24 protein-coding genes are annotated in these 25,101 nt (G+C 66.9%); 15 read left to right on the top strand and 9 right to left on the bottom strand.

Annotated elements, in window-relative coordinates:
- The first annotated feature begins 19 nt into the window (after nt 1–19).
- The 5 genes from ltnD (at nt 20) to otnI (ending at nt 5,240) form a co-directional block, all read left to right on the top strand.
- Nucleotides 20–913 carry an L-threonate dehydrogenase gene (gene ltnD / locus BMZ43_RS14065; protein WP_093254444.1) on the top strand — a complete coding sequence of 298 codons (894 nt, stop codon included), beginning with the start codon at nt 20–22 and terminating at the stop codon, nt 911–913.
- 5 nt (nt 914–918) lie between these two features.
- Nucleotides 919–2,211: a 3-oxo-tetronate kinase gene (gene otnK / locus BMZ43_RS14060; protein WP_093254441.1), complete on the top strand. Its 1,293-nt coding sequence runs from the start codon at nt 919–921 to the stop codon at nt 2,209–2,211.
- Nucleotides 2,208–2,846 carry a 3-oxo-tetronate 4-phosphate decarboxylase gene (locus BMZ43_RS14055; protein ID WP_017638640.1) on the top strand — a complete coding sequence of 213 codons (639 nt, stop codon included), beginning with the start codon at nt 2,208–2,210 and terminating at the stop codon, nt 2,844–2,846. The genes otnK and BMZ43_RS14055 overlap by 4 nt, the downstream gene beginning before the upstream one ends.
- Nucleotides 2,847–2,984: 138 nt before the next feature.
- Nucleotides 2,985–4,445, top strand: a complete 1,461-nt coding sequence (locus tag BMZ43_RS14050) for a GntP family transporter (protein ID WP_017638641.1) — start codon at nt 2,985–2,987, stop codon at nt 4,443–4,445.
- A gap of 15 nt (nt 4,446–4,460) precedes the next feature.
- Nucleotides 4,461–5,240 carry a 2-oxo-tetronate isomerase gene (gene otnI / locus BMZ43_RS14045; protein ID WP_093254438.1) on the top strand — a complete coding sequence of 260 codons (780 nt, stop codon included), beginning with the start codon at nt 4,461–4,463 and terminating at the stop codon, nt 5,238–5,240.
- A 519-nt stretch (nt 5,241–5,759) separates the two neighbouring features.
- Here the strand turns inward: otnI and BMZ43_RS14040 are convergent.
- Complete coding sequence (locus BMZ43_RS14040; RefSeq protein WP_093254435.1) at nt 5,760–6,311, bottom strand: sugar ABC transporter ATPase; 552 nt, start codon at nt 6,309–6,311, stop codon at nt 5,760–5,762.
- 102 nt (nt 6,312–6,413) lie between these two features.
- Between BMZ43_RS14040 and xseA the strand changes: the two genes are divergently transcribed.
- Nucleotides 6,414–7,793: an exodeoxyribonuclease VII large subunit gene (gene xseA, locus BMZ43_RS14035; protein ID WP_093254432.1), complete on the top strand. Its 1,380-nt coding sequence runs from the start codon at nt 6,414–6,416 to the stop codon at nt 7,791–7,793.
- 10 nt (nt 7,794–7,803) lie between these two features.
- Here xseA and BMZ43_RS14030 read toward each other — a convergent pair whose 3' ends face one another.
- On the bottom strand, nt 7,804–7,998 hold the full coding sequence (locus BMZ43_RS14030; protein WP_059315809.1) for a hypothetical protein: 195 nt from the start codon (nt 7,996–7,998) through the stop codon (nt 7,804–7,806).
- A gap of 160 nt (nt 7,999–8,158) precedes the next feature.
- On the opposite strand from BMZ43_RS14030, the gene BMZ43_RS14025 reads away from it, so the two are divergent.
- The 3 genes from BMZ43_RS14025 to BMZ43_RS14015 all read left to right on the top strand — a co-directional run bounded on the left by BMZ43_RS14025 (nt 8,159) and on the right by BMZ43_RS14015 (nt 10,464).
- Nucleotides 8,159–9,265, top strand: a complete 1,107-nt coding sequence (locus BMZ43_RS14025; protein ID WP_093254430.1) for an L-dopachrome tautomerase-related protein — start codon at nt 8,159–8,161, stop codon at nt 9,263–9,265.
- A gap of 75 nt (nt 9,266–9,340) precedes the next feature.
- Entirely contained in the window at nt 9,341–10,162 is an 822-nt protein-coding gene (locus BMZ43_RS14020; protein WP_064309396.1) for a M23 family metallopeptidase, read from the top strand.
- A gap of 95 nt (nt 10,163–10,257) precedes the next feature.
- Nucleotides 10,258–10,464: a hypothetical protein gene (locus BMZ43_RS14015; RefSeq protein WP_064309397.1), complete on the top strand. Its 207-nt coding sequence runs from the start codon at nt 10,258–10,260 to the stop codon at nt 10,462–10,464.
- Nucleotides 10,465–10,469: 5 nt separating this feature from the next.
- On the opposite strand, the gene BMZ43_RS14010 is transcribed toward BMZ43_RS14015, so the two are convergent.
- Nucleotides 10,470–11,024, bottom strand: coding sequence for a DUF488 domain-containing protein (locus BMZ43_RS14010; RefSeq protein WP_064309398.1), 555 nt, complete (start codon nt 11,022–11,024; stop codon nt 10,470–10,472).
- 6 nt (nt 11,025–11,030) lie between these two features.
- The gene (locus BMZ43_RS14005; RefSeq protein ID WP_093254428.1) at nt 11,031–11,420 is read right to left on the bottom strand and encodes a DUF6491 family protein; all 390 of its coding nucleotides are present in this window, start codon (nt 11,418–11,420) and stop codon (nt 11,031–11,033) included.
- Between the two features lie 112 nt (nt 11,421–11,532).
- Here BMZ43_RS14005 and BMZ43_RS14000 point away from each other — a divergent pair, with 112 nt between their 5' ends.
- Both BMZ43_RS14000 and BMZ43_RS13995 read left to right on the top strand, forming a co-directional pair.
- Nucleotides 11,533–12,813, top strand: a complete 1,281-nt coding sequence (locus BMZ43_RS14000) for a mechanosensitive ion channel family protein (RefSeq protein ID WP_017640651.1) — start codon at nt 11,533–11,535, stop codon at nt 12,811–12,813.
- A gap of 28 nt (nt 12,814–12,841) precedes the next feature.
- Nucleotides 12,842–13,510, top strand: a complete 669-nt coding sequence (locus BMZ43_RS13995) for a glutathione S-transferase family protein (protein WP_093254425.1) — start codon at nt 12,842–12,844, stop codon at nt 13,508–13,510.
- 174 nt (nt 13,511–13,684) lie between these two features.
- Here the strand turns inward: BMZ43_RS13995 and BMZ43_RS13990 are convergent, their stop codons facing one another.
- Nucleotides 13,685–14,116 carry a DUF4174 domain-containing protein gene (locus BMZ43_RS13990; protein WP_093254423.1) on the bottom strand — a complete coding sequence of 144 codons (432 nt, stop codon included), beginning with the start codon at nt 14,114–14,116 and terminating at the stop codon, nt 13,685–13,687.
- A gap of 363 nt (nt 14,117–14,479) precedes the next feature.
- Between BMZ43_RS13990 and leuA the strand changes: the two genes are divergently transcribed.
- The 3 genes from leuA to BMZ43_RS13975 all read left to right on the top strand — a co-directional run bounded on the left by leuA (nt 14,480) and on the right by BMZ43_RS13975 (nt 20,606).
- Nucleotides 14,480–16,150: a 2-isopropylmalate synthase gene (gene leuA / locus BMZ43_RS13985; protein WP_093254421.1), complete on the top strand. Its 1,671-nt coding sequence runs from the start codon at nt 14,480–14,482 to the stop codon at nt 16,148–16,150.
- Between the two features lie 140 nt (nt 16,151–16,290).
- On the top strand, nt 16,291–19,602 hold the full coding sequence (locus tag BMZ43_RS13980; RefSeq protein WP_093254418.1) for an EAL domain-containing protein: 3,312 nt from the start codon (nt 16,291–16,293) through the stop codon (nt 19,600–19,602).
- Nucleotides 19,603–19,655: 53 nt separating this feature from the next.
- Nucleotides 19,656–20,606 (top strand): aldo/keto reductase, encoded by a 951-nt coding sequence (locus BMZ43_RS13975; protein ID WP_093254415.1) that lies wholly within the window; start codon nt 19,656–19,658, stop codon nt 20,604–20,606.
- 203 nt (nt 20,607–20,809) lie between these two features.
- Here BMZ43_RS13975 and BMZ43_RS13970 read toward each other — a convergent pair whose 3' ends face one another.
- Nucleotides 20,810–21,271 carry an Lrp/AsnC family transcriptional regulator gene (locus BMZ43_RS13970; RefSeq protein ID WP_064309406.1) on the bottom strand — a complete coding sequence of 154 codons (462 nt, stop codon included), beginning with the start codon at nt 21,269–21,271 and terminating at the stop codon, nt 20,810–20,812.
- A 131-nt stretch (nt 21,272–21,402) separates the two neighbouring features.
- Here BMZ43_RS13970 and BMZ43_RS13965 point away from each other — a divergent pair, with 131 nt between their 5' ends.
- Nucleotides 21,403–22,551, top strand: a complete 1,149-nt coding sequence (locus BMZ43_RS13965) for an aminotransferase class V-fold PLP-dependent enzyme (protein WP_093254412.1) — start codon at nt 21,403–21,405, stop codon at nt 22,549–22,551.
- Here the strand turns inward: BMZ43_RS13965 and BMZ43_RS13960 are convergent, their stop codons facing one another.
- The 3 genes from BMZ43_RS13960 to BMZ43_RS13950 form a co-directional block, all read right to left on the bottom strand.
- Nucleotides 22,552–23,343, bottom strand: a complete 792-nt coding sequence (locus BMZ43_RS13960) for an amidohydrolase (RefSeq protein WP_093254410.1) — start codon at nt 23,341–23,343, stop codon at nt 22,552–22,554. It abuts the gene before it with no gap.
- On the bottom strand, nt 23,331–24,479 hold the full coding sequence (locus BMZ43_RS13955) for a pyridoxal phosphate-dependent aminotransferase (protein ID WP_093254407.1): 1,149 nt from the start codon (nt 24,477–24,479) through the stop codon (nt 23,331–23,333). The genes BMZ43_RS13960 and BMZ43_RS13955 overlap by 13 nt, the downstream gene beginning before the upstream one ends.
- Nucleotides 24,480–24,835: 356 nt before the next feature.
- A partial coding sequence (locus BMZ43_RS13950) for a group II intron maturase-specific domain-containing protein (RefSeq protein WP_305881734.1) occupies nt 24,836–25,101 on the bottom strand: 266 nt, incomplete at its 5' end.

The following is a 25,101-nucleotide window of genomic DNA, read 5'->3' as shown; positions in this document are numbered from 1 at the left end:
TTTTATGGAGAACAACAAGATGCAAGACAACGTCGGTGTCATCGGCCTCGGGGCCATGGGTCTGGGCGTCGCCCGTTCGCTGCTGCGCGCGGGTTTCGCCGTGCATGCTTGTGACGTGCGCGCCAGCGTGCTGGAAAGCTTCGCCAGCGAAGGCGGCGTGGCCTGCACCTCGCCTGCGGCCCTGGCCGACAGCTGCGACATCCTGATCACCGTGGTGGTCAATGCCGAGCAGACCGAAGCCGTGCTGTTCGGTGAAGGCGGCGCCGCCTCTGCCCTGCGGCCGGGCAGCCTGGTGATCGCCTGCGCCACCGTGGCTCCGGCCTACGCCGTCGAGCTGGGCGAGCGCCTGGCCCAGCGCGGCATCCTGTTCTTGGACGCCCCGCTCTCCGGTGGCGCGGCCAAGGCCGCCAGCGGCGAGATGACCATGATGACCTCCGGCACCGCGGAGGCCTATGCCAAGGGCGAGGCGGTCCTGGCCGCCATGGCCGGCAAGGTCTATCGCCTGGGCGATGCGCCTGGCCAGGGTTCCAAGGTCAAGATCATCAACCAGCTGCTGGCCGGGGTGCACATCGCCGCCTCCGCCGAGGCCATGGCCCTGGGCCTGCGCGAAGGCGTCGATCCGGACGCCCTCTACGAGGTCATCACCCACAGCGCCGGCAATTCCTGGATGTTCGAGAATCGCGTGCCGCACATCCTCAAGGCCGACTACACCCCGCTGTCCGCCGTGGACATCTTCGTTAAGGACCTGGGCCTGGTGCTGGATACCGCGCGCACCTCGAAATTCCCCCTGCCGCTGTCGGCCACCGCCCACCAGATGTTCATGCAGGCCTCCACCGCGGGCTTCGGTCGTGAAGACGACTCGGCCGTGATCAAGATCTTCCCGGGCATCGAGCTGCCCAAGGCCGCGGAGTGAAACCCATGAGCCAGACCGAGACCCGCCCGCTGCTGGGCTGCATCGCCGACGACTTCACCGGCGCCACCGATCTCGCCAACATGCTGGTGCGTGGCGGCATGCGCACCGTGCAGGTGATCGGCGTGCCCGCGGCCGACGCCGAACTCGAAGCGGCCGACGCCGTGGTAGTGGCGCTGAAATCCCGCACCACGCCGGCCGCCGAGGCGGTGAGCGAATCCCTGGCCGCCCTCGCCTGGCTGCGCCAGCGCGGCTGCCGGCAATTCTTCTTCAAGTACTGCTCGACCTTCGATTCCACTGCCGCAGGCAACATCGGCCCGGTGGCCGAGGCGCTGCAGGAGGCGCTGGACTGCGATTTCACCCTGGCCTGCCCGGCCTTCCCGGAAACCGGGCGCACCCTGTTCCGCGGCCACCTGTTCGTGCAGGACCAGCTGCTCAGCGAGTCCGGCATGCAGCACCACCCGCTGACGCCCATGGGCGACGCCAACCTGGTGCGGGTGCTGCAGGCGCAGAGCCGCGGCAAGGTAGGGCTGCTGCGCTACGATCAGGTCGCCAAGGGCCTCGAGGCCGTGCGCGCGGCCATCGCCGAACTCCGTACTTCGGGTCATCGCCTGGCCATCGCCGATGCCCTGTCCGACACCGATCTGCATACCCTGGGCGCGGCCTGTGCCGAGCTGCCCCTGGTCACCGGTGGTTCGGGCATCGCCCAGGGCCTGCCGGAGAATTTCCGCCGCGCCGGCCTGCTCCAGGCCCATGACGCTGCCGCCCTGGCGCTGCCCGCCGGTGGCGAAGCCGTGCTGGCCGGCAGCGCTTCCCAGGCCACCAATGGCCAGGTCGCCGCCTGGCTGGAAGCCGGTCGCCCGGCCCTGCGCCTGGACCCGCTGGCCCTGGCCCGGGGTGACGACAGTATCGACGCCGCCCTCGCCTGGGCGCGCGAGCAGGGCCAGGCCGTGCTCATCTATGCCACCAGTCCCGCCGACGAGGTCAAGGCCATCCAGCGCGAGCTGGGCGTGGCGCGCGCCGGTGAACTGGTGGAACGCGCCCTCGGCCTGATCGCCCGCGGCCTGTTCGACCAAGGCGTACGCCGTCTGGTGGTGGCCGGTGGCGAGACCTCCGGCGCCGTGGTCCAGGCCCTGGGCGTGCAAAGCCTGCGCATCGGCGCCCAGATCGATCCGGGCGTGCCGGCCACCCTCGGCCAGGTCGCGGGCGAACCCCTGGCCCTGGCGCTCAAGTCCGGCAACTTCGGCAGCCGCGACTTCTTCGCCAAGGCGTTGCGCCAGCTGGCAGGAGAGCAGGCATGAGCGTCGAAGCCCGTCTGCGCGAAGAGATCTGCACCGTCGGCGCCAGCCTCTATGCCCGCGGCTACACCGTGGGCAGCGCCGGCAACATCAGTGCCCGCCTGGAAGACGGCTGGCTGATCACCCCCACTGACGCCTGTCTGGGTCGTCTCGACCCGGCAGCCATCGCCAAGGTCGGCCTGGATGGCGACTGGGTCTCCGGGGACAAGCCATCCAAGACCCTGGCCCTGCATCGCCAGGTCTATGACCGCAATCCCGGCGTGGGCGGCGTGGTGCATACCCACTCCACCCACCTGGTGGCCCTGACCCTGGCCGGCGTCTGGCGCCCGGACGACATCCTGCCACCCATCACCCCCTACCAGGTGATGAAGGTCGGCCATATCCCGCTGATTCCCTATGCCCGTCCCGGCGCCGCCAGCGTCGCCGAGCAGGTGGCGCAACTGGCCAACCGGGTTCGCGGCGTGATGCTCGAACGCCTCGGCCCGGTGGTCTGGGAGAGCAGCGTGAGCAAGGCCAGCTTCGCCCTGGAGGAGCTGGAAGAAACCGCGCGGCTGTGGCTGCTCAGCGAACCGCGCCCGGCGCCGCTCGATGCCGCCGCCCTGGCCGAACTGGCGGAGACCTTCGGCGCCGTCTGGTGACCTGAAGCCCGCGCTACCGCAACACCCCCACGATGGCCCTCGCGGCCGTCGCGGGATCGGCTTGCCCTGGAAAAACAACAATAGCGAGGAAAGTGCCATGTCCCACGTCGTCAGCCTCACCTGCCCGGAGTCCCGCTCATGAGTCCGTTACTGCTGGTCCTCATCGCCGCGGCGGGCATCGCCCTGCTGCTGTTCCTGGTCCTCAAGTACAAATTCCAGCCCTTCGTGGCGCTGATGCTGGTGAGCATCCTGGTGGCCCTGGCCGCTGGCGTGGAACCGTCCAAGCTGGTCGCCACCATCGAAGGCGGCATGGGCAAAATCCTCGGCCACATCGCCATCATCATCGCCCTGGGCGCCATGATCGGCCGCATCATCGAACTCTCCGGCGGCGCCGAGGCCCTGGCCAAGACGCTGATCGAGCGCTTCGGCAACAGACGCACGCCGCTGGCCCTGACCCTGGCCGGCTTCCTGGTCGGCATCCCGGTGTTCTTCGAAGTCGGCGTGATCGTGCTGATGCCGCTGGCCTATGGCATCGCCCGCACCGCGCGCAAGCCGCTGATCGTCTTCGCCCTGCCGATGTGCGCCACCATGCTCACCGTGCACGCCATGCTGCCGCCCCACCCGGGCGCCGTGGCCGCCGCCGGCCAGCTGGGCGCCGACCTGGGTCGGGTACTGCTGTTCGGCCTGCCGATCACCGCCGTGCTGGCCTTGATCGGCTGGTGGGTGGCCGGGCGCATGACCCGTCGTCACTACCCCATGACCGACGACATCCGCAGCGACGTCTATGGCCCGCAGATCACCGACACCCACCTGCAGCAATGGGGTCGCGGCCAGGACATGGCCCCTGGCCTGCCCAGCCTCGGCGCCGCCGCGGTCAAGGTCGACGAGACCCCGGCCGGCCTCGCCGCCGGTCTGCCGCCCGCACCAGCCCCCGGCTTCGGCCTGGTGGTGACCCTGATCCTGTTGCCCATCGTGCTGATCCTGCTGGGCACCCTGGCGACCAGTTGGCTGCCCGCCGGCAACCTGCTGCGGGACATCCTCACCGTGGTCGGCGCGCCCCTGGTGGCCCTGCTGATCGACACCCTGCTGTGCGCCTATGTGCTGGGCTTCCGCCGCGGCTGGTCGCGCGAGCAGGTCTCCGATGTCATCGGCTCGGCGCTGCCCGGCGTGGCCATGGTCATCCTCATCGCCGGCGCCGGCGGCGTCTTCGGCAAGGTGCTGGTGGACACCGGCATCGGCGCGGTGGTCTCGGACCTGCTGCGCGCCACCGGCCTGCCGGTGCTGGCGCTGGGCTTCGTGCTGACCCTGCTGCTGCGCGCGGTCCAGGGTTCCACCACCGTGGCCCTGGTCACCACCGCCGGCATCCTCGGCCCGCTGATCGCCACCCTGGACCTCTCGGCCAACCACATGGCCCTGCTCTGCCTGGCCATGGGCGCCGGCGGTCTGGCCGTGTCGCACATCAACGACGCCGGCTACTGGATCTTCACCAAGCTGGTCGGCCTAAGCGTCGCCGACGGCTTGCGTACCTGGACCGTCCTGACCACCCTGCTGGGGTGCCTGGGCTTCGCCATCACCCTGCTGCTCTGGCCCTTCGTCTGATCTGGGAGACAAGCCATGCCCCGTTTCGCCGCCAACCTCAGCATGCTCTACCCCGAGCATGCCTTCCTCGACCGCTTCGCCGCCGCCGCGGCGGATGGCTTCCAGGCCGTGGAATACCTCTTTCCCTATGAGCACTCCGCCGCCGAGATCAGGACCCGGCTGGACGCCGCCGGCCTGACCCAGGTGCTGTTCAACGCCCCGCCCGGTGATTGGGCCGCCGGCGAACGTGGCCTGGCCGCCCTGCCCGGTCGCGAAGCCGAATGCCGCGCCGGCATCGACCGCGCCCTGGACTACGCCGCCGTGCTGGGCAATCGCCTGGTGCATGTGATGGCCGGCCTGCTGCCCGCCGGAGTCGACCGGGCCCGCGCCCGCGACACCTACCTGGGCAACCTGGCCCATGCCGCGGAACAGGCGGCCAAGGCCGGGGTGACGATTCTCATCGAGCCGATCAACCCGCGCGACATGCCCGGCTATTTCCTCAATCGCCAGGACGACGCCCAGGCCATCCGCCAGGCCATAGGCGTTGACAATCTCAAGGTGCAATTCGACTGCTACCACTGCCAGATCGTCGAGGGCGACGTCAGCAAGACCTTCGAGCGCGACTTCGCCGGCATCGGCCACGTGCAGATCGCCGGGGTACCCGATCGCCACGAACCGAATCTGGGGGAGCTCTACTACCCCTATCTGTTCGAACGCTTCGATGCCCTCGGCTACGACGGCTGGATCGGCTGCGAGTACCGTCCCCGCGGCGACACCTCCGCCGGACTGGAGTGGCTGCGCCAATTGCAGGCGTGAACCCGTAGGTTGGGCTGAGCGCAGCGAAGCCCAACACCTCGCAACGCCGGTCGCGTGCCCTTGTTGGGCTTCGACGAAAGAGCCGTCTCAGCCCAACCTACGATCAGGCACCGTGCCCGGCGAGGCTGGAGTGGCTGCGCCAGTTGCAAGCGTGAACCCGTAGGTTGGGCTGAGCACAGCGAAGCCCAACACCTCGCAACGCCAGTCGCGCGCCCTTGTTGGGCTTCGACGAAAGAGCTGTCTCAGCCCGACCTACGATCAGGCACCGTGCCCGGCGAGGCTGGAGTGGCTGCGCCAGTTGCAAGCGTGAACCCGTAGGTTAGGCTGAGCACAGCGAAGCCCAACACCTCACAACGCCAGTCGCGTGCCCTTGTTGGGCTTCGACGAAAGAGCTGTCTCAGCCCAACCTACGGTTAAGCCCTGTTCACCGTTATGTACCGATGCCTAGGCGCGGCCGCCGATGCGGCCGCGGGGCAACCGTAGGAGCGGCCCATGGCCGCGATGAAGCTTCCCGTCCCCCTACACCTCCACCACCGCCAACGGCTGTCCTAGCCGCCTCCGGAATTCCTCCAGGAAGGCCGGGGCGAAGGCCCGCGCCGGCCAGTGGTTGAAGATGAAGCCCAGGTCGGAAAAGGCGCAGGGTTGGGGAAAGTCGAAGCCGTTGATGTCGTCTTCGTGATCACATTCCGGGCAGGCGAAGTTGTCGCTTTCCGCCGGCATCCAGACTTCCAGGTGCTCGAACAGCGCCTCGCCGATCTCGCGACGGCAGGCAGGGCAGCGCGCGCGACCCTCGAAGCCGTCCAGCGGAGTGAAGATGCAGCGCTCAGTGACGATCTCCAGGCCACCATCGGGATAGTCGCGCGGATCGTCCATGCCCGGCGTCAGGTGCAATACCTCGGTCAGCCGCGGTCCCGGCGCATGGCCGCGCCGTCCGCGGCTGGGCAGGCACGGCGAGGCCTCGGCCCTGACCACACCGCTGGCGGCGAGCCAGCCAAGGATCTCCACGGCGGTACGCTCCACTCGCGGATGGCTGGAAATGCGGGGAGCGAGGATGGTCTGGCGCAGGGTCATGGAACGCGGGTCTCGGCAAAGGGGGCGCGCAGCTTAATCCCCTGCTCGCCCCACGCCCAGAGCTGCTAAGGTGAGGCCGACGAAAGCCACAGAAAGCGCCCCATGTTCAAGGATCCCTTCGCCCGCCTCGGTCTCGACCGCGAGGTGCTCAGCGTCAGCCAGCTCAACAGCCGCGCCCGGGTGCTGCTGGAAGACGTCTTCGCCCAGGTCTGGGTCGAAGGCGAGATCTCCAACCTAGCCAAGCCTGCCTCGGGCCACCTGTATTTCACGTTGAAGGATGGCCAGGCACAGGTACGCTGCGCGCTGTTCCGCCAGCACGCCGGCCGGGTACGGCAAGCCCTGCGCGACGGCCTGGCGGTCAAGGTACGCGGCAAGGTCTCGCTGTTCGAAGGCCGCGGCGACTACCAGTTGATCCTCGACAGCGTCGAGCCAGCCGGCGACGGCGCCCTGCGCCTGGCCTTCGAGGCCCTCAAGGAGCGCCTGGCCGCCGAAGGCCTCTTCGCCGCCGAACGCAAGCGCCCGCTGCCTGCCCATCCCCAGCGCATCGGCATCGTCTCCTCGCCCACTGGCGCGGTAATCCGCGACATCGTCAGCGTCTTCAAGCGACGGGCGCCCCAGGTCGAACTGACGCTGATTCCTACCGCCGTGCAGGGCCGCGAGGCCACTGCCCAGATCGTCCGCGCCCTGCAATTGGCCGACCGCCAAGGCTTCGACGCCCTGATCCTGGCCCGTGGCGGCGGTTCGCTGGAAGACCTCTGGTGCTTCAACGAAGAACCCGTAGCCCGCGCTCTGGCGGCCTGCCAGACCCCGGTAGTGAGCGCCGTGGGCCACGAAACCGATGTCTCCATCGCCGACTTCGTTGCCGATGTCCGCGCACCCACCCCTTCGGCCGCGGCGGAATTGCTCGCCCCCCATAGCGCCGACCTGCGCCAGCGCCTGGACGGTCTGCACCGCCAGTTGCTCCTGCGCATGCGCGAGCGCCTGGCGCGCGAGCGACTGCGCCTGGAAGCCTGCAGCCGGCGCCTGCGTCATCCTGGCGAGCGCCTGCGCCAGCAGGCCCAACGCCTGGATGATCTGGATCTGCGTCTGCGGCGCGCCTACGTCATCGCCCAGAATCGTCGACGCGATCGCCTGGCCCACCTGGATACCCGCCTGGCCGGCCAGCATCCCGGGCGCCAACTGGCCTTGCTGCGCCAGCGCCTGGAGCAGCTCGCCGAACAACTACCCCGGGTCATGCAACGACAGCTGAAGGAACGTCAGCAACGCCTGGCTGGCGCGGTCCAGACCCTACAGATCGTCAGCCCGCTGGCCACCCTGGGCCGCGGCTACAGCATCCTCCTCGACGAACGCGGCCAGGCCGTGCGTGCGGCCGGCCAGGTACAGCCCGGTCAGAGGCTCCATGCCCGCCTGGCCGAAGGCGAGCTGGAGGTACGGGTGCTGGACAATCACCAGGCACCGGTCACCCTGTCGTTGCTGGACTGACGCTGGCGCCTCAGGGCGCCTTGGTCCCCGGATTGCCATGCTCCACGGTGCGATCAGGCGACTGAGTGGCCGGATCGCTGCCGGGCGCGCTCTTCTGCACCACCTCGCTGCGCTGGGGCGGCGGGGTCTCCGGTGATTTGTCGCAACCGGCGAGTACCGCACTCAGGGTAAGCAGGGCCAGGCTGCTGGCGATGGGACGGAACATGGTCTTCTCCTCTGGGGTTTCAGGGAGGACCCCGGGATTTCCACGGACGTTCCCGCGCGGGCCAACGGCCAGCCGGCTGTCGGCCCTGGCGATCTTCCAGGCGGGCGGCGCAGTCGTACCTGCAGGACCGGTCCCTCCGGTCGCCCACCAGGATCCCACCATGTCCAGACCCACCCTCAGCCGCCTCGCCTTGGCCACGCTATTGACCGCCCTGCCCCTGGCACCTGCCGCCTTTGCCGCCGAGTCCAGCGCCAAGCTGGAAAAGGTCGCCAGCTTCGACCATCAGGTCACTGGCGTTACCGTCAGCGAGAACGGTCGGATCTTCGTCAACTTCCCGCGCTGGACCGAGGACAGCGAAGTCTCGGTAGCTGAACTCAAACCCGACGGTAGTTTGGTGCCCTATCCGGATCCGGCCTGGAACGGCTGGCGCAATGCCAAGCGCGATGAGCTGACGCCAGGCAATCACTGGGTGTGCGTGCAATCCGTGGTGGCCGACGGCCGTGGCAATCTCTGGGTCATCGACCCGGGCGCCCCAGCCCAGGCTCTGGTGGTGCCAGGGGCACCCAAGCTGGTGAAGATCGACTTGGCCAGCAACCAGGTGAGCAAGGTCTACGCGCTGGACGAGAGCGTGGCGCCCCAGGGCAGCTACCTCAACGACGTCCGTCTCAGTCCGGATGGCCGCCATGCCTATATCACCGACTCTGGTGCACGCGGGGCCCTGGTGGTGCTGGACCTGGACAGCGGCAAGGCGCGCCGCGCCCTGGATGGCGATCCCAGCACCCAGGCCGAGAAGGGCGTCAAGGTCAAGGCTGACGGCAAGCCGCTGATGCGTCCGGATGGCCGTGGCGTGGAATTCTCCGCCGATGGTATCGCCCTTTCCCCGGCCGGTGACTACCTCTACTGGCAAGCGGTCAAGGGCAACACCCTCTATCGCATCGCCACCGCCAGCCTGCAGAGCGACGACCTCGCCAGCCTGCCGGCCAAGGTGGAAAAGGTCGGTGAGAACGGTCCGGCCGATGGCCTGCTGATGGATCCGCAAGGGCGCCTCTATGTCAGCGCCGTGGAAGAGCATGCGGTGAAGATCCGCGAGAACGGCCAGCTTACCACCCTGGTACAGGACAAGAAGTTGATCTGGCCGGACACCTTTGGTCGCGGTCCGGATGGCACCGTCTATGTCACGGACTCGCGCATCCCCGAGATGAATTTCTTCGATCCCAAGCAGAAGCCGGCGCTGGAAACCGTGCTCTACAAGATCGTCCCCAACTGACGACCAGAGCCGCAGGTGCCTTGCCCTGCGGCCCTCGCCTGCTCCAGCATGGGCGTTTTCGCCTTTGGAAAACCCATGTCTCGCCTGCTGCCGCTGCTCTGCTGCCTGTTCCTCGCCCTGCCCGCCCACGCCGGCACCTACCTGCAACGTCTGCTGGACAAGCCGGTGCCGGGCGGTGTCGCCGTGGTCCCCATCCCCGGTGACGCCGCGCCGCGGGTGCGCTACCAGGGCAAGCCGGTGCTGGTGGTCAAGGACGGCAATGGCTGGGTGGCCATCGTCGGTATCCCCCTGGGCACGGCCACAGGCCGCCAGCCATTGGAGGTCGCCGGCGCCGCGCCCCAGGCCTTCACGGTTGGCAGCCGCCACTACGCCGAGCAGCGCATCACCCTGAAGAACCAGCGCCAGGTCACGCCCAATCCCGAGGATCTGAAGCGTTTCGAGCGCGAACTGGCCGAGCAGCAGGCCGCCTACCGACTGTTCTCCCCCAACCAGCCCAGCAATCTGCTGCTGGACAAGCCCGTGGACGGCCCGCTCTCCAGCCCTTTCGGCCTGCGCCGCTTCTTCAACGGCCAGGAACGCAACCCGCATTCGGGGCTGGACTTCGCGGTGCCCGCCGGCACCCCGGTCAAGGCCCCGGCCGCCGGCAAGGTGGTGCTGGTGGGCGACTACTTCTTCAATGGCAAGACGGTGTTCGTCGACCACGGCCAGGGGCTGATCAGCATGTTCTGCCACCTGTCCCGCGTCGACGTCCAGGTCGGCCAGGAGGTGCCCCGCGGTGGCGTGGTCGGTCGCGTCGGCAGCACCGGACGCGCCACCGGTCCGCATCTCCACTGGAACGTCAGCCTCAACGACGTGCGCGTCGACCCGAGCATCTTCATCGGGGCCTTCAAGCCCTGATCGATAACAAACAATTGGTTGCAGTCAGGGGCATTGCCAGGCGTCCGGCGCTGGCTTAAAAGAGACGCCCTCCTCTGCCCAGACCTGGAACCGCCATGACCCCAAGACCCCGCTTCGGCAGTGCCCTCGGCAGCATCCTGCTGGTCGCCGCCGCCTGCTACCTGCTCGTGGGCTTCTCCCAGGGCTTCGTCTTGTCGGCCTGGTCCTGGCGCACCTGGGTGGTCTACGCCGTGCTGGTCAGCGTCTATCCCATCGGCCTCTACGCCGGCTGGTGGAAGAAGCGCGAGCCGGCGGAGCGCTAGGCGGGCTACCGCCAACCGTGGCGGGCATAGGCCCGTTTCAACCGCTCCTCGCGCGAGCTGAACAGATCGCCATCCGCCAGGCCGCTCGCGGCCAGTAGCCGATCTTCCAACTCGGTCTGGCTTTCGAGCCGACCGTCCGGGTGGATATGCGTCACCGCCAGGCCCCGCTGCACCAGACAGGGCGCTACCAGCAGGCCACGATGACAGGTCAGGGGATCGCGCTCGGCGCACAGCAGGGCGATCCGCCAGCGTGCCTGGCCTTGTTCCAGGCGCAGCAGTCCCTGCTGAAACAGCGCGCTGGCGGCCAGACGGTCATAACGTACCTGCCCGTCCTCGTAGTGCGCCGGATCCGGGCTGCGCGCACCCAGCTCCCGGCCCAGGAACACATAGGCGATCCCAGCCGCGGCCAGCCCCTCGCGCAAGGCCTCTCGGCGATACTGGGGCACGTGTCGGCTATAGGGCTGCGAGCGCACATCGGCCACCGCCGTCACCTCCTGCGCCTGCAGCAGTTCGATATAGCGCGCCAGTGGGTGATTGGAATGCCCGAGGGTCAGGATCATCGCGTTTCAGCGTAAGGGATCGAGGCGATACAGGCCGCCGATGGGGCACTCCATCCGACTGCCCCGGGCATCGGTGGACACCAGGAAGTCGCCCGGACGCAGGCCGGCGGCTCGCGAGCGATAGCCCAGCCGATTGCCGGCGGCCAGGTTGCGGCAGGGCACGGCGAAGTCCACAAGATAGGCACGACCCAGCCCGGTCCCCAGCGCCAGATGGCGGGTGTCCAGGTAGTGCCAGCCGGAGAGATCGAAGCCCAGGATGGTGTCCACGGCAGCGCCCTGCCGATAGCCCAGATCGGCCAGGCGATCATCCAGGGTCGGTGGAGCGAAGGGACGCCCGGCGCACCCGGCGAGCAGCAATGTCGCGGCGACGGTAAGAACAGCAGCTAAGGGACGCATGGATATCTTCCTGAAAGGGCTGAACCTAGGACCGACCGCAGATGACGAATACGGCAAGCAGGGCGCAGCTTTGCTAACGTGGCGTCCGTAGTATCCCGTCAAGAGACCCCCTATGCCCACGGCCCTGACCCGACTGATCGACGACCTCGAAAAACACCCTCAACTGCTCACCCTGGTCGCCTGCCTCGGCTTGTTGCTGGCGGCCTGGGTCCTCAACTGGATCGTCAAGCGCATCCTGGTGCGGGGCTTCTATCGCCTGCTGCGCAGCACCTCCTTCGGCCAGGATCACGAACTCAATCACCACAGGGTCATCGGCCGGCTGGCCAACATCGTCCCGGCCCTGGTGCTCTCGATCGGCATCGAGCTGGTGCCGGGTCGCCCCGATGCCTTGGTCACCGTGGTGCAGAACGTCTGCAGCGCCTTCATCGTGCTGACCATCGCCCTCGCCCTGGGCAGCGCCCTGAACATGGTCAACGTGCTCTATTCGCGACGGCCCTCGGCGCGGCTCAAGCCGATCAAAGGCTACGTCCAGGTCAGCAAGATCGTCATCTACGCCATCGCGGTCATCCTGATGATCGCCACCCTGATCGACCGCTCGCCGCTGATCCTGCTCTCCGGCCTCGGCGCCATGGCCGCGGTGCTGCTGTTGATCTTCCAGGACACCCTGCTCTCCCTGGTGGCCAGCGTGCAGATCTCCAGCAACGACATCATCCGCGTCGGCGACTGGATCGAAATGCCCCAGCTCAACGCCGATGGCGACGTCATCGACATCGCCCTGCACACGGTCAAGGTGCAGAACTTCGACAAGACCATCACCACCATCCCCACCAAGAGATTCATCACCGATTCCTTCCGCAACTACCGCGGCATGCAGGAAGCCGGCGGCCGGCGCATCAAGCGGGCGCTCAACATCGACCAGAACAGCGTGCACTTCCTCAGCGACGCCGAGCGCGAGCACCTGCACCGCTTCAACCTGCTGGACGACTACCTCACCGCCAAGGAACAGGAACTGGCGGACTGGAACCGCAAGCTGGAAAAGCGCGGCCAGGAGCCGGTCAACACCCGCCGGGTGACCAACCTAGGCACCTTTCGCGCCTATGTCGAACGCTATCTCCGCGCCCATCCCGGGGTCCACCAAGGCATGACCCTGCTGGTGCGCCAGATGCCGCTCTCCGGCGAGGGTCTACCGGTGGAGATCTACTGCTTCACCAACACCACGGTGTGGGCGCAATATGAGGGTATCCAGGGGGACATCTTCGATCACCTGCTCTCCATCCTCCCGGAATTCGGCCTCCATGTATTCCAGCACCCGAGCGGACGTGACTTCCGCGGACGCCTGGAACCACGCGAGGCCATGACCTCCCTGGGCGAACCGGGCACCCCGGCGCCCTGATCCCCCGCCCCCGGCCTAAGGAAAGACCATGATCGTCGTCCACCACCTGAACAACTCCCGCTCCCAGCGAGTGCTCTGGCTGCTCGAAGAGCTCGGCATCGAGTATCGGGTACAGCGCTACGAACGGGCCGCCGGCGGGCTGTTCGCCCCGCCGGAACTGCGCAAGGTGCACCCGCTGGGCAAGTCGCCGGTGATCATCGACGGCGACCTGACCCTGGCCGAATCCGGCGCCATCGTCGACTACCTGGCTCGGCGCTACGGGCCGCAACTGCTGCCGGCCCAGGACAGTCCCGAGTTCGTGCGCTACACCTACTGGCTGCACTACGCCGAAGGCTCGGCCATGACACCGCTGCTGCTCAAACTGGTATTCGACCGCATCGCCACCTCGCCCATGCCCTTCTTCGCCAGGCCCATCGCCAAGGGCATCGCCGCCAAGGCCACGGCCAGCTTCATCCAGCCGCAACTGGACCTGCACCTGGACTACCTGGAAAGCCAGCTGGGCGCCAGCGGCTGGTTCGTCGGCGACAGCTTCACCGCCGCCGACATCCAGCTCAGCTTCCCCCTGGAAGCCGCCGCCGCCCGCGCCGGCCTCGACAACGGCAAGCGCCCCAGGCTGGTGGACTTCCTCAAGCGCATCCACGCCCGCCCGGCCTACCAGCGCGCACTGGAACAGGGCGGCCCCTACGTCTACGCCTGAGACTCGAACGCCGATACCGGCACCCCGTAGGTTGGGCTGAGGCAGCTCCATCGCCGAAGCCCAACAGGCACAGTGTTGGGCTTCGCTGACGCTCAACCCAACCTACGCTGCATCCGGCTGCCTCAACAGGCCCCCTCTCCCCCTGGGCGAGGGTTGGGGTGAGGGTCCCCTCCCTTACCGCCGCATCGGCATCCGGTCGACCGTGCCGAACAAGGCCTTGAGCGACCACCCCTGCTCTTCGCGCACCTTGATCCCACCATCCTTACCTACCAGATAAAGCGTCGCCGGCTGCACGGCGCGGGCGTCCAGCGCCTTGAGCAGCGCCCGGGTCTGCTCCGGACGCAATGGCTGATCGTTGCGGCTGCCGGCGCCGGCCACCACGGTATAGAGCACCATGTCCCGCTCGACGAAGGCTTCGCGATTGGCCGGTTGCGCCAGCTCCTCGCGCAGCTTCACCACCTGGGGATCGTTCGCCGTCGGCGCGACCAGGATCAGCGGTCGGGTCTTCCAGCGTTCCGCCTCCAGGGGGTTGTCGGCCGCCTGGGCCGTCGAGGCCAGACCGGCGATCAGGGTGGTCGCCAGGCCTACCAGTGCGAGGGTCTTCATGGACGCCTTCCTTCCGTTCGGTTGCCAAGAGTCGTCCAGCATTGACCTCGGTCCGGCGTCAGGGATCGCCCTGGCGATTTCGGGTTACACAAAAACCGCCAGGCCCACTGTTCATAAATCACCAATAGGGAGCCCTACATAGCAATAAATCGTCGGCTATAAAGTCTAGACGACCATTCCTGCCAATTTTAAAAAGAAGATTGCGAGCCCTACCCTGAGCGGACTACCGTTAGCGCCATGCACAACGCCCATACCCTCATCCTCCTCCGGCAGCACCGCTGCCTGCGACTGGTCAGTCGACGACTGCGAAGCTCGACTGCGCTCGCTTCGTAAGTCCCGACCACGCCCAAGGAAAGAATCGCCATGACCATGCTTAAAGATCCCTCGCAGAAGTACCGTCCCTTCACGCCCGTCGCCCTGCCCGACCGCACCTGGCCGGACAAGGTCATCGACAAGGCGCCGATCTGGCTGTCCACCGACCTGCGCGACGGTAACCAGTCGCTGATCGAGCCGATGGATGCCGAGAAGAAAATGGCCTTCTTCAAGTGCCTGGTCGCCGTGGGCCTGAAGGAGATAGAGGTGGGCTTCCCCTCCGCCTCCCAGACCGACTTCGACTTCGTCCGCGAGCTGATCGAGGGCGGGCACATCCCCGATGACGTCACCATCCAGGTGCTGACCCAGGCCCGCGACGACCTCATTGAGCGCACCTTCGAGTCGCTCAAGGGCGCCAAGCGCGCCATCGTCCACTACTACAACGCCTGCGCGCCGAGCTTCCGCCGCATCGTCTTCAACCAGGACCAGGCGGGCGTCAAGGCCATCGCCGTGGCCGCCGGCCAGACCATCGTGCGCCTGGCCGCCGAGCGCCCGGAGACCCAGTGGGGCTTCGAGTATTCCCCCGAGGTGTTCAGCTCCACCGAGACCGACTTCGCCGTCGAGGTGTGCAACGCGGTGATCGCGGTGTTCGCGCCGACCCCGGCCAACAAGCTGATCCTCAACCTGCCCGCCACCATCGAGTGCGCCACGCCCAACAACTACGCCGACCAGATCGAGTGGTTCGGCCGCCACATCGATCGCCGCGACAGCGTGCTGATCAGCGTCCACACCCATAACGACCGCGGCACCGGCGTCGCCGCCTCGGAGCTGGCGGTGATGGCCGGCGCCGATCGCGTCGAAGGCTGCCTGTTCGGTAACGGCGAGCGCACCGGCAACGTCTGCCTGGTGACCCTGGCGCTCAACCTCTACACCCAGGGCGTCGATCCCGAGCTGGACTTCTCCGACATCGACGCCGTGCGCAAGACCGTCGAGGAGTGCAACCAGTTGCCGGTGCACCCGCGTCATCCCTATGTCGGCGATCTGGTCCATACCGCCTTCTCCGGCTCCCACCAGGACGCCATCCGCAAGGGTTTCGCCCAGCAGAAGCCGGATGCGCTCTGGGAAGTGCCCTACCTGCCCATCGACCCGGCCGACATCGGGCGCGACTACGAGGCGGTCATCCGCGTCAACAGCCAGTCGGGCAAGGGTGGCATCGCCTTCCTGTTGGAGCAGGAATACGGCATCAGCCTGCCGCGTCGCATGCAGATCGAATTCAGCCAGGTGGTGCAGCGTGAGACCGATCGCCTGGGCCTGGAGATGACCGCGGCGCAGATCCACGGTCTGCTCGAACAGGAATACCTGCAGGCCAAGAGCCCCTATGCGCTGGTCAGCCATAAGCTGCGCGAGGAAGACGGCACCTCCACCGTCGACATCAAGGTCGCTGTCGAAGGTCGTACCGAGCACTGGCACGGTACCGCCAAGGGGCCGCTGGAAGCCCTGGTCGCCAGCCTGCCCCAGGCGGTGGAGATCATGGACTACCACGAGCACTCCATCGGCGCCGGCGCCAACGCCAAGGCCGCCTCCTACATCGAGATTCGCCTAGAGGGCCAGCGCCCGCTGCATGGCATCGGCATCGACGAGAACATCACCACCGCCAGCTTCCGTGCCCTGCTCAGCGCCCTGAATCGCGCGGTCACCCAGGCCCAGGCCAAGGCTGCCTAATACTGACATTCGTCAAACTTAAGGGAATGCCCGTCGGCGTTCCCTTTTTTTATGGCGAACCAGCGGAGATACTCCCCGCTTCCTAGGGATCGTCTCGTCTGCCTGGCACCTGCCGGCCGAGCAGCTTGTCTGGATAGGCAATGACTTCCATTCTGTCGCGAAACACCAGCCTGCGGCGTGACATCGCCGCGCTGTCCCTGCTGTTCCTGATCAGTTCCGTCCTGTGCATTCTCTTCACCCGCCAGGCCTCCAGCACCGTGGCCACCCTCTGGCTGCCCAATGGGCTGGCGATCGCCTGGCTGCTGCGCTCGGCCCGGCGTCGCTGGCCGCTGCAGCTGCTGGCGATCTGGGTGGCTGGCGCCCTGGCCGAATTGCCCTTCAGTGGTGACCCGGCCATCGGAGCGCTCTATTCCCTACCCAATCTGGCGGAGATCCTGTTCGGCGCCTGGCTGCTGCATGGCCGCATCCTCCACCCCGAACGCAACATCGCGGCCATGGGGCGACTGCTGTTCTACGGGGTGCTGATGTCCCCGCTGGCGGGTACCGCCCTGGGTACCCTGATCGCCGCCCAGCAAGGCAATCCCGAGCTGCTGAGGGTGGCCATGCACTGGTACCTGGGCGACGCCCTTGGCCTGCTGGTGGTGATGCCCCTCGCCTTTCTTCGCCGCCCCTTGCAGTGGCAGCAATTCAGCCGCCAGGGTGCCCGCGAATTCCTCGCCCTGCTGCTGATCAGCCCTTTGCTGGTGCTCGGACTGCTGGCCTATGTGCCCTATCCCTTCGTCTATGTCTCCACCCTGCTGCTGCTGATGACCCTGAGGCTCACCGCCCTGGGTACCGCGGTGGTGGGCGGCCTGAACATCCTGATCTTCACCTACCTGGTGGCTCACGGCTACCTGCTTGGCGCCCCAGCCGTCTCGCTGATGCAGGAGGCCCTGACCTACATCCCGGTGGCGCTGATGCAGATTCCACCGCTGCTGCTGGCCGCCGCCGTGGAGCAGAGCCGTCATCACAACCAGCGCCTGGCGCGCAACGAGGCACGCTTCCGCCATGCCCTGAGCACCGCGCCCTATGGTATGGCGCTGCTGTCGGTGGATGGGCGTCTGAGCCAGGTGAACGCGGCCCTGGAAGCCATGCTCGGCTATCCGCGCCACAGTCTCGACGGCCGGCTGCTCAAGGAGTTGATCGCCGATCCCGAAGAACAGTTGACGGTCCAGGAAGGTGAACAGACCCGGCGCCTGCTGCACCGTGATGGCCAGGGCTTGTGGATGCAACTGGCGCTGTCGCCCGACCACGACGACGGCGACCTGCTCAGCGGCTATCTGCTGCAGGCTCGTGACATCGACGCCCAGCGCCGTGCCGAGGCGACCAACGCCCGGCTCCGGGAGCGCCTGCAACTGGCCATTCGCGCCAGCAACGTGGGCATCTGGGAGTGGGATACCCGCAGTCCGGGCTTCAATGCCGATGCCCGCCTGCGTGACCTGTATGGCATCGCCCCCGACAATCTCAGCCGGGACATGGACTTCTGGCTCACCTTCATCCATCCGGATGACAAGGCACTCTCGCTGGAGGTGTTCGAGAAGGTCGTCAGCGCCTCGATGTCCTACACCTTCAACTTCCGCATCAATCGCGGCGGCCCTGGGGGCGAGGTGCGGCACATCCGCTCCGAGTTGATCTCGGTGGTCGAGGCCGATGGCCACGTCCGCCTGGTCGGCAGCAACAGCGACGTCACCGAGCACCATCAGCTGACCACGGCGCTCTACGAGGAAAAGGAACGGCTGCAGGTCACCCTGGCCTCCATCGCCGACGCCGTCCTGACCACCGACGTGGACGGTCGCATCCTCTTTCTCAATCCGGTCGCCGAGCAGCTCACCGGCTGGTCGCTGGCGGATGCCCAGGGGCGCCCCCACGAGGAGGTGTTCCTCATCCACGACAGCCAGAGCGATGAGGTGCTGCCCAGCCCGGTGGCCCGCTGCCTGCGCGACCAGACCATCACCTCGCTGGACGAAGGCGCCGTGCTGCTCAGCCGGCACGGTGAGCGACACGAGGTACAGGATTCCGCAGCACCGGTACGCACGGTGGATGGCCACATCATCGGCGCGGTACTGGTGTTTCAGAACGTCACCCATGCCCGCAACCTGCAGCGCGAATTGAGCTACAACGCCTCCCACGACGCCCTGACCGGACTCTTCAACCGCCTGAAGTTCGAGCAGGAGCTGGAAGCCGCCTGGCAACAGGCCCAGGCCGGCACCACCCAGCATGCGCTGTGCTTCATCGACCTGGATCGCTTCAAGGTGGTCAACGATTCCGCCGGCCATGCCGCGGGCGATCTGCTGCTGCGCGAGCTGGGCACCCTGCTGCGCGATTCCCTGCGCGGCTCCGACGCCGTGGCGCGCATCGGGGGTGACGAATTCGCCTTGCTGCTGCGTGATTGCGATCTGGTGCAGGCCGAGGCCGTCGCCGAAAAGCTCATCGCCAGCATTGGCGCCGTGCGCTTCAACTGGCAGAGCCGGATCTACGACGTCGGTGCCAGCGCCGGCATCGTCGCCATCACCGCCGAGACCCGCAGTCCGGCCGAATTGATGAGCCAGGCCGATGTGGCCTGCTACACCGCCAAGCATGCCGGGCGCAATCGTGCGGCGCTCTATCGCGCCGGCAGCGAGGACGTGGAGCGCCAACACCGCGAGATCCTCATGGCCAGCGGCCTGCGCGAGGCTCTGGAGCAGCACCGCTTCGAATTGCACGCCCAGACCATCGTCCCCACCCGTAGCCGCGGCAGCGCGGCGCAGCATGTCGAGTTGCTGCTGCGCCTGCGCGATGTCCAGGGCCAACTGATCTCGCCGGCCACCTTCATCCCGGCCGCCGAACGCTTCGGCCTGATGAGCAGCATCGACCGCTGGGTGGTACGTCAGGTGCTGGTCGAACTGGTGCTCTGGCTGCAGGAGCGACCCGAGTTGCACGTGGGCATCAATCTCTCGGGCAACAGCCTGAGCGATCCCGACTTCCTGCCCGAATTGCTGGAGCTGATCGCCGCCTCGCCGCTGGATCCGCAACGCCTGCTCTTCGAGTTGACCGAGACTGCGGTGATCAACAAGCTCTCGGTGGCCTCCGAACTCATCAGCCAGGTCCGCGGACGCGGCTGCCGCATCGCCCTGGACGACTTCGGCGCCGGCCTCAGCTCCTTCGCCTACCTCAAGCATTTCCGCGTCGACTACGTGAAGATCGACGGCAGCTTCATCCGCACCCTCGACCAGGATCCGCTGGATCGCGCCATCGTCGAGTCCATCAACCAGGTCGCCCACCACCTGGGCGCCGAGACCATCGCCGAATTCGTCGAATCCCAGGCTACCTTCGAGTTGCTCGGCACCATCGGCGTCGACTACGCCCAGGGCTATGCGCTCGGCAAACCCATCCCCCTGCTGGAGTGGTCAGGGCCGCCGCGTCTCGAACCTTGAGCCGCGGCCATCGGTCGTAACCTGCATGTCTTCCCTATCCAGATGAGGATCCCATGCAAAAACGTACCCTCGGCCACTCCGACCTGCAGGTCCCGCCCCTCTGCTTCGGTGGCAACGTCTTTGGCTGGACGCTGGACGAAGCCCAGTCCTTTCGTATGCTGGACACGCTGCTCGACGCCGGCCTGGATTTCATCGACACCGCCGACGTCTATTCGCGCTGGGCGCCAGGCAACCGTGGCGGCGAGTCCGAGACCCTGCTCGGCAAGTGGTTCGCCCGGAGCGGCAAGCGCGATCAGGTGATCCTGGCCACCAAGCTGGGCATGGACATGGGCGAGGGTCGCAAAGGCCTTGGCGCCAACTATGTACAGCAGGCGGTGGAGGCCTCGCTCAAGCGCCTGCAGACCGATCGCATCGACCTCTACCAGGCGCATTGCGATGATCAGGACACCCCTCTGGAAGAGACCCTGGGGGCCTTCGCCCGTCTGGTGGAACAGGGCAAGGTGCGGGTGATCGGCGCCTCCAACCATGGTGGCCAGCGCCTGCGCGAAGCGGCCCAGGTCGCCGAGCGCCTGGGCGTGCCGGCCTACCAGAGCCTGCAGCCGCACTACAATCTGCACGCGCGCAAGGACTACGAGACCGACCTGGAGCCGGTGGTCCAAGAGCTCGGCCTGGGCGTGATCAGCTATTTCTCCCTGGCCAGCGGCTTCCTTACCGGCAAGTACCGCACCAAGGATGACCTCCAGGGTGCACGGGCAGAGATGGTCAAAGGCTATCTGGACGAACGCGGCATGGCCATTCTCGCCGGTCTCGACGAGATCGCCGAAAAGCACGACGCCACCCCGGCCCAAGTAGCCCTGGCCTGGCTGATCGCCCGTCCGAGCATCACCGCCCCCATTGCCAGCGCCACCTCCCAGGCCCAGCTCGACGACCTGATCGCCGCCACTCGGCTGCAGCTGCCCGCCGACGACGTCACCCTGCTGAATCAGGTCAGCGCCTATCGCTGAGACTTGGCGCCACCCAACCCACTTCATCGTGGTCATGACGGGCCGCCGTAGGTTGGGCTGAGCGTAGCGAAGCCCAACAGGCCTTGCCTCGAGGCGCCGCCAGTGTTGGGTAGCGATCATAGGATTTAATCGCGGCCATGGGCCGCTCCTACACGCTCCGGTTTAGCCGTAGGAGCGGCCCATGGCCGCGATAGACCGCCCCCTCAACGCACATAATCCAGCGGCAAGGCCGTGCTGTACTTGATCTGCTCCATGGCGAAGCTGGAGCTGACATCGAGCAACCCCGGTACCTGGATCAGCCGTTTGTACACACCATCGTAGGCGGCGATGTCCGGCACCACGATGCGCATCAGGTAATCCGTGTCGCCGGCCATGCGATAGAGCTCCACCACCTCCGGAATGGCCGCCACCGCCGCGTGGAAGCGCTGCAGCCAGTCCATGGCGTGCTGGTTGGTGCGCACCGAGACGAACACCGTCACCCCCACGTTGAGCTGGCGGGGATCGAGCAGCGCCACCCGGGCGCGGATGACCCCCTGCTCCTCCAGCTTCTGGATCCGCCGCCAACAGGCGGTGGTGCCCAGGCCGATACGCTCGGCGATATCGGCCACCGGTCGGGTGCTGTCCTGCTGCAAGATCTCGAGGATGGCGCGATCGAAGCGATCCATGAAACGGCTTTCTCCATAAAAGCTATTTAAGAGAATTCTATTCTCATAAAAACGCCAATAAGAGATAAAAAAGCAAATTTCTTCACGAGCGTGAGCGTTAGCCTAGTTTCACTCAAACGCTCGAGGCCGCCATGGACGCTTACCCCCTGTATTTCGACTACGCCGCCACTACCCCCGTCGACGATGTCGTCATCGAGGCCATGTTGGGTTGCCTGGGCCGCCAGGGCGTCTTCGGCAATCCCGCCTCCCGCGGCCATGCCTTCGGCAACGACGCCCAGCAGGCTGTGGATAGCGCTCGCCAGCAGGTAGCCGCCCTGGTCGGCGCCCAGCCCGCACAGCTGGTCTGGACCTCCGGCGCCACCGAATCCAACAACCTCGCCCTGCTCGGCGTGGCCCGTCGTCGCGGGCGCGGCCACCTGATCACCAGTTGCCTGGAACACCGGGCGGTCCTGGATACCGCGGCCCAACTGGAAGCCGAGGGCTTCACCGTAACCTACCTGACGCCTGACGCAGCAGGTCTGATCACCCCCGCCGCCGTCGAGCAGGCCTGGCGAGACGACACCTGCCTGGTCTCGCTGATGCTGGTGAACAACGAGCTGGGCACCCTGACCGACATCGACGCCATCGGCCGGCTGGTCCGCGCCCGTGGCGCCCTCTTCCATGTGGACGCCGCCCAGGCCACCGGCAAGGTCGCCATCGACCTGAACGGCCTGGATGTCGATCTGATGTCCTTTTCCGCGCACAAGACCTACGGTCCTAAGGGCATCGGCGCCCTCTACGTCGGCCCGCGGGCGGAGGGTGCCCTGCAGGCGCAGATCCACGGCGGCGGCCATGAGCGCGGGCTGCGCTCCGGCACCCTGGCCACTCACCAGATCGTCGGCATGGGCACTGCCTTCGCCCTCGCCGGCCAGGCCATGACGCGGGAAAACGAGCGTCTTGGTCAATTGCGCGAGCGGTTCCTGGCAGGGGTGCAGACGTTGAACGGCATGCAGCTCAATGGCTGCGCCCGGCAGCGCATTCCCCATACCCTGAACCTGACCTTCGCCACGCCACTGGACACCGTGGCGCTGCAGCGTCAGTTAGCCTTCTCGACGACCTCGGCCTGCAGTTCGGCCAAGGCGGCACCCTCTCATGTGCTCCTGGGCCTGGGCCTATCCGCCGAACAGGCCGCGCGCAGCTACAGATTCAGCCTGGGTCGCTACACCACCGCGACGGACGTGGACCAGGCCGTCGCCCTGATCCACCAGCATGCCGTCCAGCCCGCGCCCTTCTGGGCCTGATCAGTCCAGGCGGAAGGCGTCGGCATCGCGCTGCGCCGGAAAGCGCTCGCGATAGCCGGCCAGCTCCGCGGCCGACAGGGTCGTGTGGAAGATGCCGGCCGCCGCGCCGGCCTCGACCAGGGGTTCACCCTGGAAGTCCAGCACCTGGCTGTCACCGGCATAGGGATGACCGTTGCCGTCGCTGCCAAGGCGGTTCACCGCGGCGACATAGCAGAGATTCTCGATGGCCCGCGCCGGCAGCAGCCGGTTCCAATGCCCACGCCGCGGCGCTGGCCAGTTGGCCACATAGAGCAGCAGGTCGGTATCGTCCCGAGCGCGACTCCAGACCGGGAATCTCAGGTCGTAGCAGATCAGCGGGCGGATCCGCCACCCCTTGAGCGTCACCACCAGGCGCTGCTCGCCAGGCGCGTAATGCTCGTGCTCACCGGCCATGCGAAACAGATGACGCTTGTCGTAGTGCAGCAACTCGCCTTCGGGCGTCGCCCACAGCAGCCGGTTGCGATGCTGTCCAGCTTCGTCCTGCACGATCAGGCTGCCCGTCACCACGGCGCCGATACGCCGGGCCTGTTCGCGCAGCCAGGCGGCGGTCGGCCCATCGGCGGGTTCGGCGAGGGCCGCCGATTCCATGGAAAAGCCGGTGGTGAACATCTCCGGCAGGATGACCAGATCGGTCTCGCCCACAGCCGTCAGCAGACGCTCGAAATGGGCGCGATTGGCGGCCGGGTCATGCCAGGCCAGTTCGCTCTGCAGCAGCGCCAGGCGCAGGTCCTGGGTGGGGGTCAGATCGCGCATAGCCGCTCCGCTGCCTGACGCAGGGTGTCTTCGCGCTTGGCGAAGCAGAAGCGCACCAGGCGCAGGTCAGCGGGCGGCGTCTGGTAGAACACCGACAGCGGAATGGCGGCGACGCCATGCTCGCGAGTCAGCCATTCGGCCATGGCCACGTCGTCCAGATCCGGGCGGATGGCGGAATAGTCCACCACCTGGAAATAGGTGCCGGCGGCGCGCTGGAAGGTGAAGCGCGAGTTACCCAGGAGATCGCAGAAGAGATCGCGCTTGGCCTGGTAGAAGGCCGGCAGCTCGCTGAGGTGCTCGGGATGGGCGGCCATGAAGTCGGCCAGGGCGGCCTGGATCGGCGTCACTCCGCAGAAGCTCACGTACTGGTGCACCTTGCGCAACTCGGCCGACAGCGCCGGCGGCGCTACCACATAGCCGGTCTTCCAGCCGGTGACGTGATAGGTCTTGCCGAAGGAGCTGACCACGAAGGCGCGGGCATAGAGTTCGTCGTGGGCGGTGACGCTGGCATGGCGCTCGCCGTCGTAGACCAGGTGCTCATAGACCTCGTCGCTGACCAGATAGAGATCGCGCCCGCGGATCAGTGCGGCCAGGCGATCCAACTCGGCGGCGCTGACCAGAGCGCCACTGGGGTTGTGCGGGGTATTGAGCACGATGGCGCGGGTACGCGGACTCAGGGCCGCTTCCAGCGCCGTCCAGTCGATACCGAAGCTCGGCAGCGCCAGAGGCACGTGCACGCAGCGCCCGCCGGCCAGTTGCACCGAGGGTTCGTAGCTGTCGTAGCAGGGGTCGAAGACGATCACCTCGTCGCCTGGCCGCACCAGGGTCTGCAGGGCGCAGAACAGGCCCTGGGTGGCCCCGGGCACGATGGTGACCTCGGCCTCGGCATCCACCTCGCGGCCATAGAAGGCGGCAACCTTGGCCGCTACCTGCTGGCGCAGCGTCGGCAATCCGGTCATGGGTGCGTACTGGTTGTGGCCCGCCGCGACATGGCGACCGACCGCCGCGAGCAACTCGGCGGGGCCGTCGAAGTCGGGAAAGCCCTGGGACAGATTCAGCGCACCGGTCTGGGCGGCGAGCTGGGACATGCGGGTAAAGATGGTGACGGCGAGGTCGGGAAGCTTGCTCTGGATCATCGCGCGGGCACGGGTCTGGCTGGAAGGAGATCGGCAGACTGCGATTTTTTGCGCGAGAGGGCAAGTAGTGCTATGCCGATCAGCCAGCCAGCGGTCTCGGCATAGCCTGGGTACAAGGCTTGATCCAAACATCCCCTCTCCCAAAGGGAGAGGGGATGTTTCGTCCGCCCGGACGCATCAATGCACCGCCGCTGCCGCGAAGAGGAACCACCGTAGCGTGGAAAACGGCTCAGTCTTTTCCACTGGAACAAACGTCGTCCGGGATGCCCGCACCCCAATCCTCTAATCGAGTAGGAGGCGGGTTCACACCCGCCGTCCTCTCACACCACCGTGCGTACGGTTCCGTACACGGCGGTTCAGGTCATGCGGCTAAGCCGGTTGATCGTATCCAGTATCGAGACAAGCCCGAGTCGATCCCAGAGCTTCTTCGGCAGCGCCTGATTCATATGTGGCGCTCCAGAGTTCCACCATGGGCCGCGACCGTTGAAGGCCGATTTGCAGGCACGCTCTTCGCCCAGCCCCAAGCGCATCAGGTTGCGGGCCCTCGTAGAGGGCCGCTTCCATTGGCGCCAGATGACGCAGCGAAGTTTGTGTCTGACCCAGCCGTCCAGCTCCACAACAG

Source organism: Pseudomonas sp. Snoq117.2 (assembly GCF_900110545.1).
GTDB classification, from domain to species: Bacteria; Pseudomonadota; Gammaproteobacteria; order Pseudomonadales; family Pseudomonadaceae; genus Chryseomonas; species Chryseomonas benzopyrenica.
The sequence above is the reverse complement of the archived record's forward strand: the minus strand, read 5'-3'. Positions and strand labels throughout refer to the sequence as shown.

Bases quoted from the DNA above. Each gene is read 5' to 3' on its own strand.
- leuA (WP_093254421.1), top strand. From the start codon at position 14,480: ATGACCATGCTTAAAGATCCCTCGCAGAAGTACCGTCCCTTCACGCCC.
- BMZ43_RS14025 (WP_093254430.1), top strand. From the start codon at position 8,159: ATGTCCAGACCCACCCTCAGCCGCCTCGCCTTGGCCACGCTATTGACC.
- BMZ43_RS13975 (WP_093254415.1), top strand. From the start codon at position 19,656: ATGCAAAAACGTACCCTCGGCCACTCCGACCTGCAGGTCCCGCCCCTC.
- BMZ43_RS13965 (WP_093254412.1), top strand. From the start codon at position 21,403: ATGGACGCTTACCCCCTGTATTTCGACTACGCCGCCACTACCCCCGTC.
- BMZ43_RS14015 (WP_064309397.1), top strand. From the start codon at position 10,258: ATGACCCCAAGACCCCGCTTCGGCAGTGCCCTCGGCAGCATCCTGCTG.
- BMZ43_RS14050 (WP_017638641.1), top strand. From the start codon at position 2,985: ATGAGTCCGTTACTGCTGGTCCTCATCGCCGCGGCGGGCATCGCCCTG.
- BMZ43_RS14010 (WP_064309398.1), bottom strand. From the start codon at position 11,024: ATGATCCTGACCCTCGGGCATTCCAATCACCCACTGGCGCGCTATATC.
- BMZ43_RS14030 (WP_059315809.1), bottom strand. From the start codon at position 7,998: ATGTTCCGTCCCATCGCCAGCAGCCTGGCCCTGCTTACCCTGAGTGCG.
- BMZ43_RS14055 (WP_017638640.1), top strand. From the start codon at position 2,208: ATGAGCGTCGAAGCCCGTCTGCGCGAAGAGATCTGCACCGTCGGCGCC.
- BMZ43_RS14005 (WP_093254428.1), bottom strand. From the start codon at position 11,420: ATGCGTCCCTTAGCTGCTGTTCTTACCGTCGCCGCGACATTGCTGCTC.
- BMZ43_RS13990 (WP_093254423.1), bottom strand. From the start codon at position 14,116: ATGAAGACCCTCGCACTGGTAGGCCTGGCGACCACCCTGATCGCCGGT.
- BMZ43_RS13995 (WP_093254425.1), top strand. From the start codon at position 12,842: ATGATCGTCGTCCACCACCTGAACAACTCCCGCTCCCAGCGAGTGCTC.
- BMZ43_RS13980 (WP_093254418.1), top strand. From the start codon at position 16,291: ATGACTTCCATTCTGTCGCGAAACACCAGCCTGCGGCGTGACATCGCC.
- otnK (WP_093254441.1), top strand. From the start codon at position 919: ATGAGCCAGACCGAGACCCGCCCGCTGCTGGGCTGCATCGCCGACGAC.
- otnI (WP_093254438.1), top strand. From the start codon at position 4,461: ATGCCCCGTTTCGCCGCCAACCTCAGCATGCTCTACCCCGAGCATGCC.
- xseA (WP_093254432.1), top strand. From the start codon at position 6,414: ATGTTCAAGGATCCCTTCGCCCGCCTCGGTCTCGACCGCGAGGTGCTC.
- ltnD (WP_093254444.1), top strand. From the start codon at position 20: ATGCAAGACAACGTCGGTGTCATCGGCCTCGGGGCCATGGGTCTGGGC.
- BMZ43_RS14020 (WP_064309396.1), top strand. From the start codon at position 9,341: ATGTCTCGCCTGCTGCCGCTGCTCTGCTGCCTGTTCCTCGCCCTGCCC.
- BMZ43_RS13960 (WP_093254410.1), bottom strand. From the start codon at position 23,343: ATGCGCGATCTGACCCCCACCCAGGACCTGCGCCTGGCGCTGCTGCAG.
- BMZ43_RS13970 (WP_064309406.1), bottom strand. From the start codon at position 21,271: ATGGATCGCTTCGATCGCGCCATCCTCGAGATCTTGCAGCAGGACAGC.
- BMZ43_RS14040 (WP_093254435.1), bottom strand. From the start codon at position 6,311: ATGACCCTGCGCCAGACCATCCTCGCTCCCCGCATTTCCAGCCATCCG.
- BMZ43_RS13955 (WP_093254407.1), bottom strand. From the start codon at position 24,479: ATGATCCAGAGCAAGCTTCCCGACCTCGCCGTCACCATCTTTACCCGC.
- BMZ43_RS14000 (WP_017640651.1), top strand. From the start codon at position 11,533: ATGCCCACGGCCCTGACCCGACTGATCGACGACCTCGAAAAACACCCT.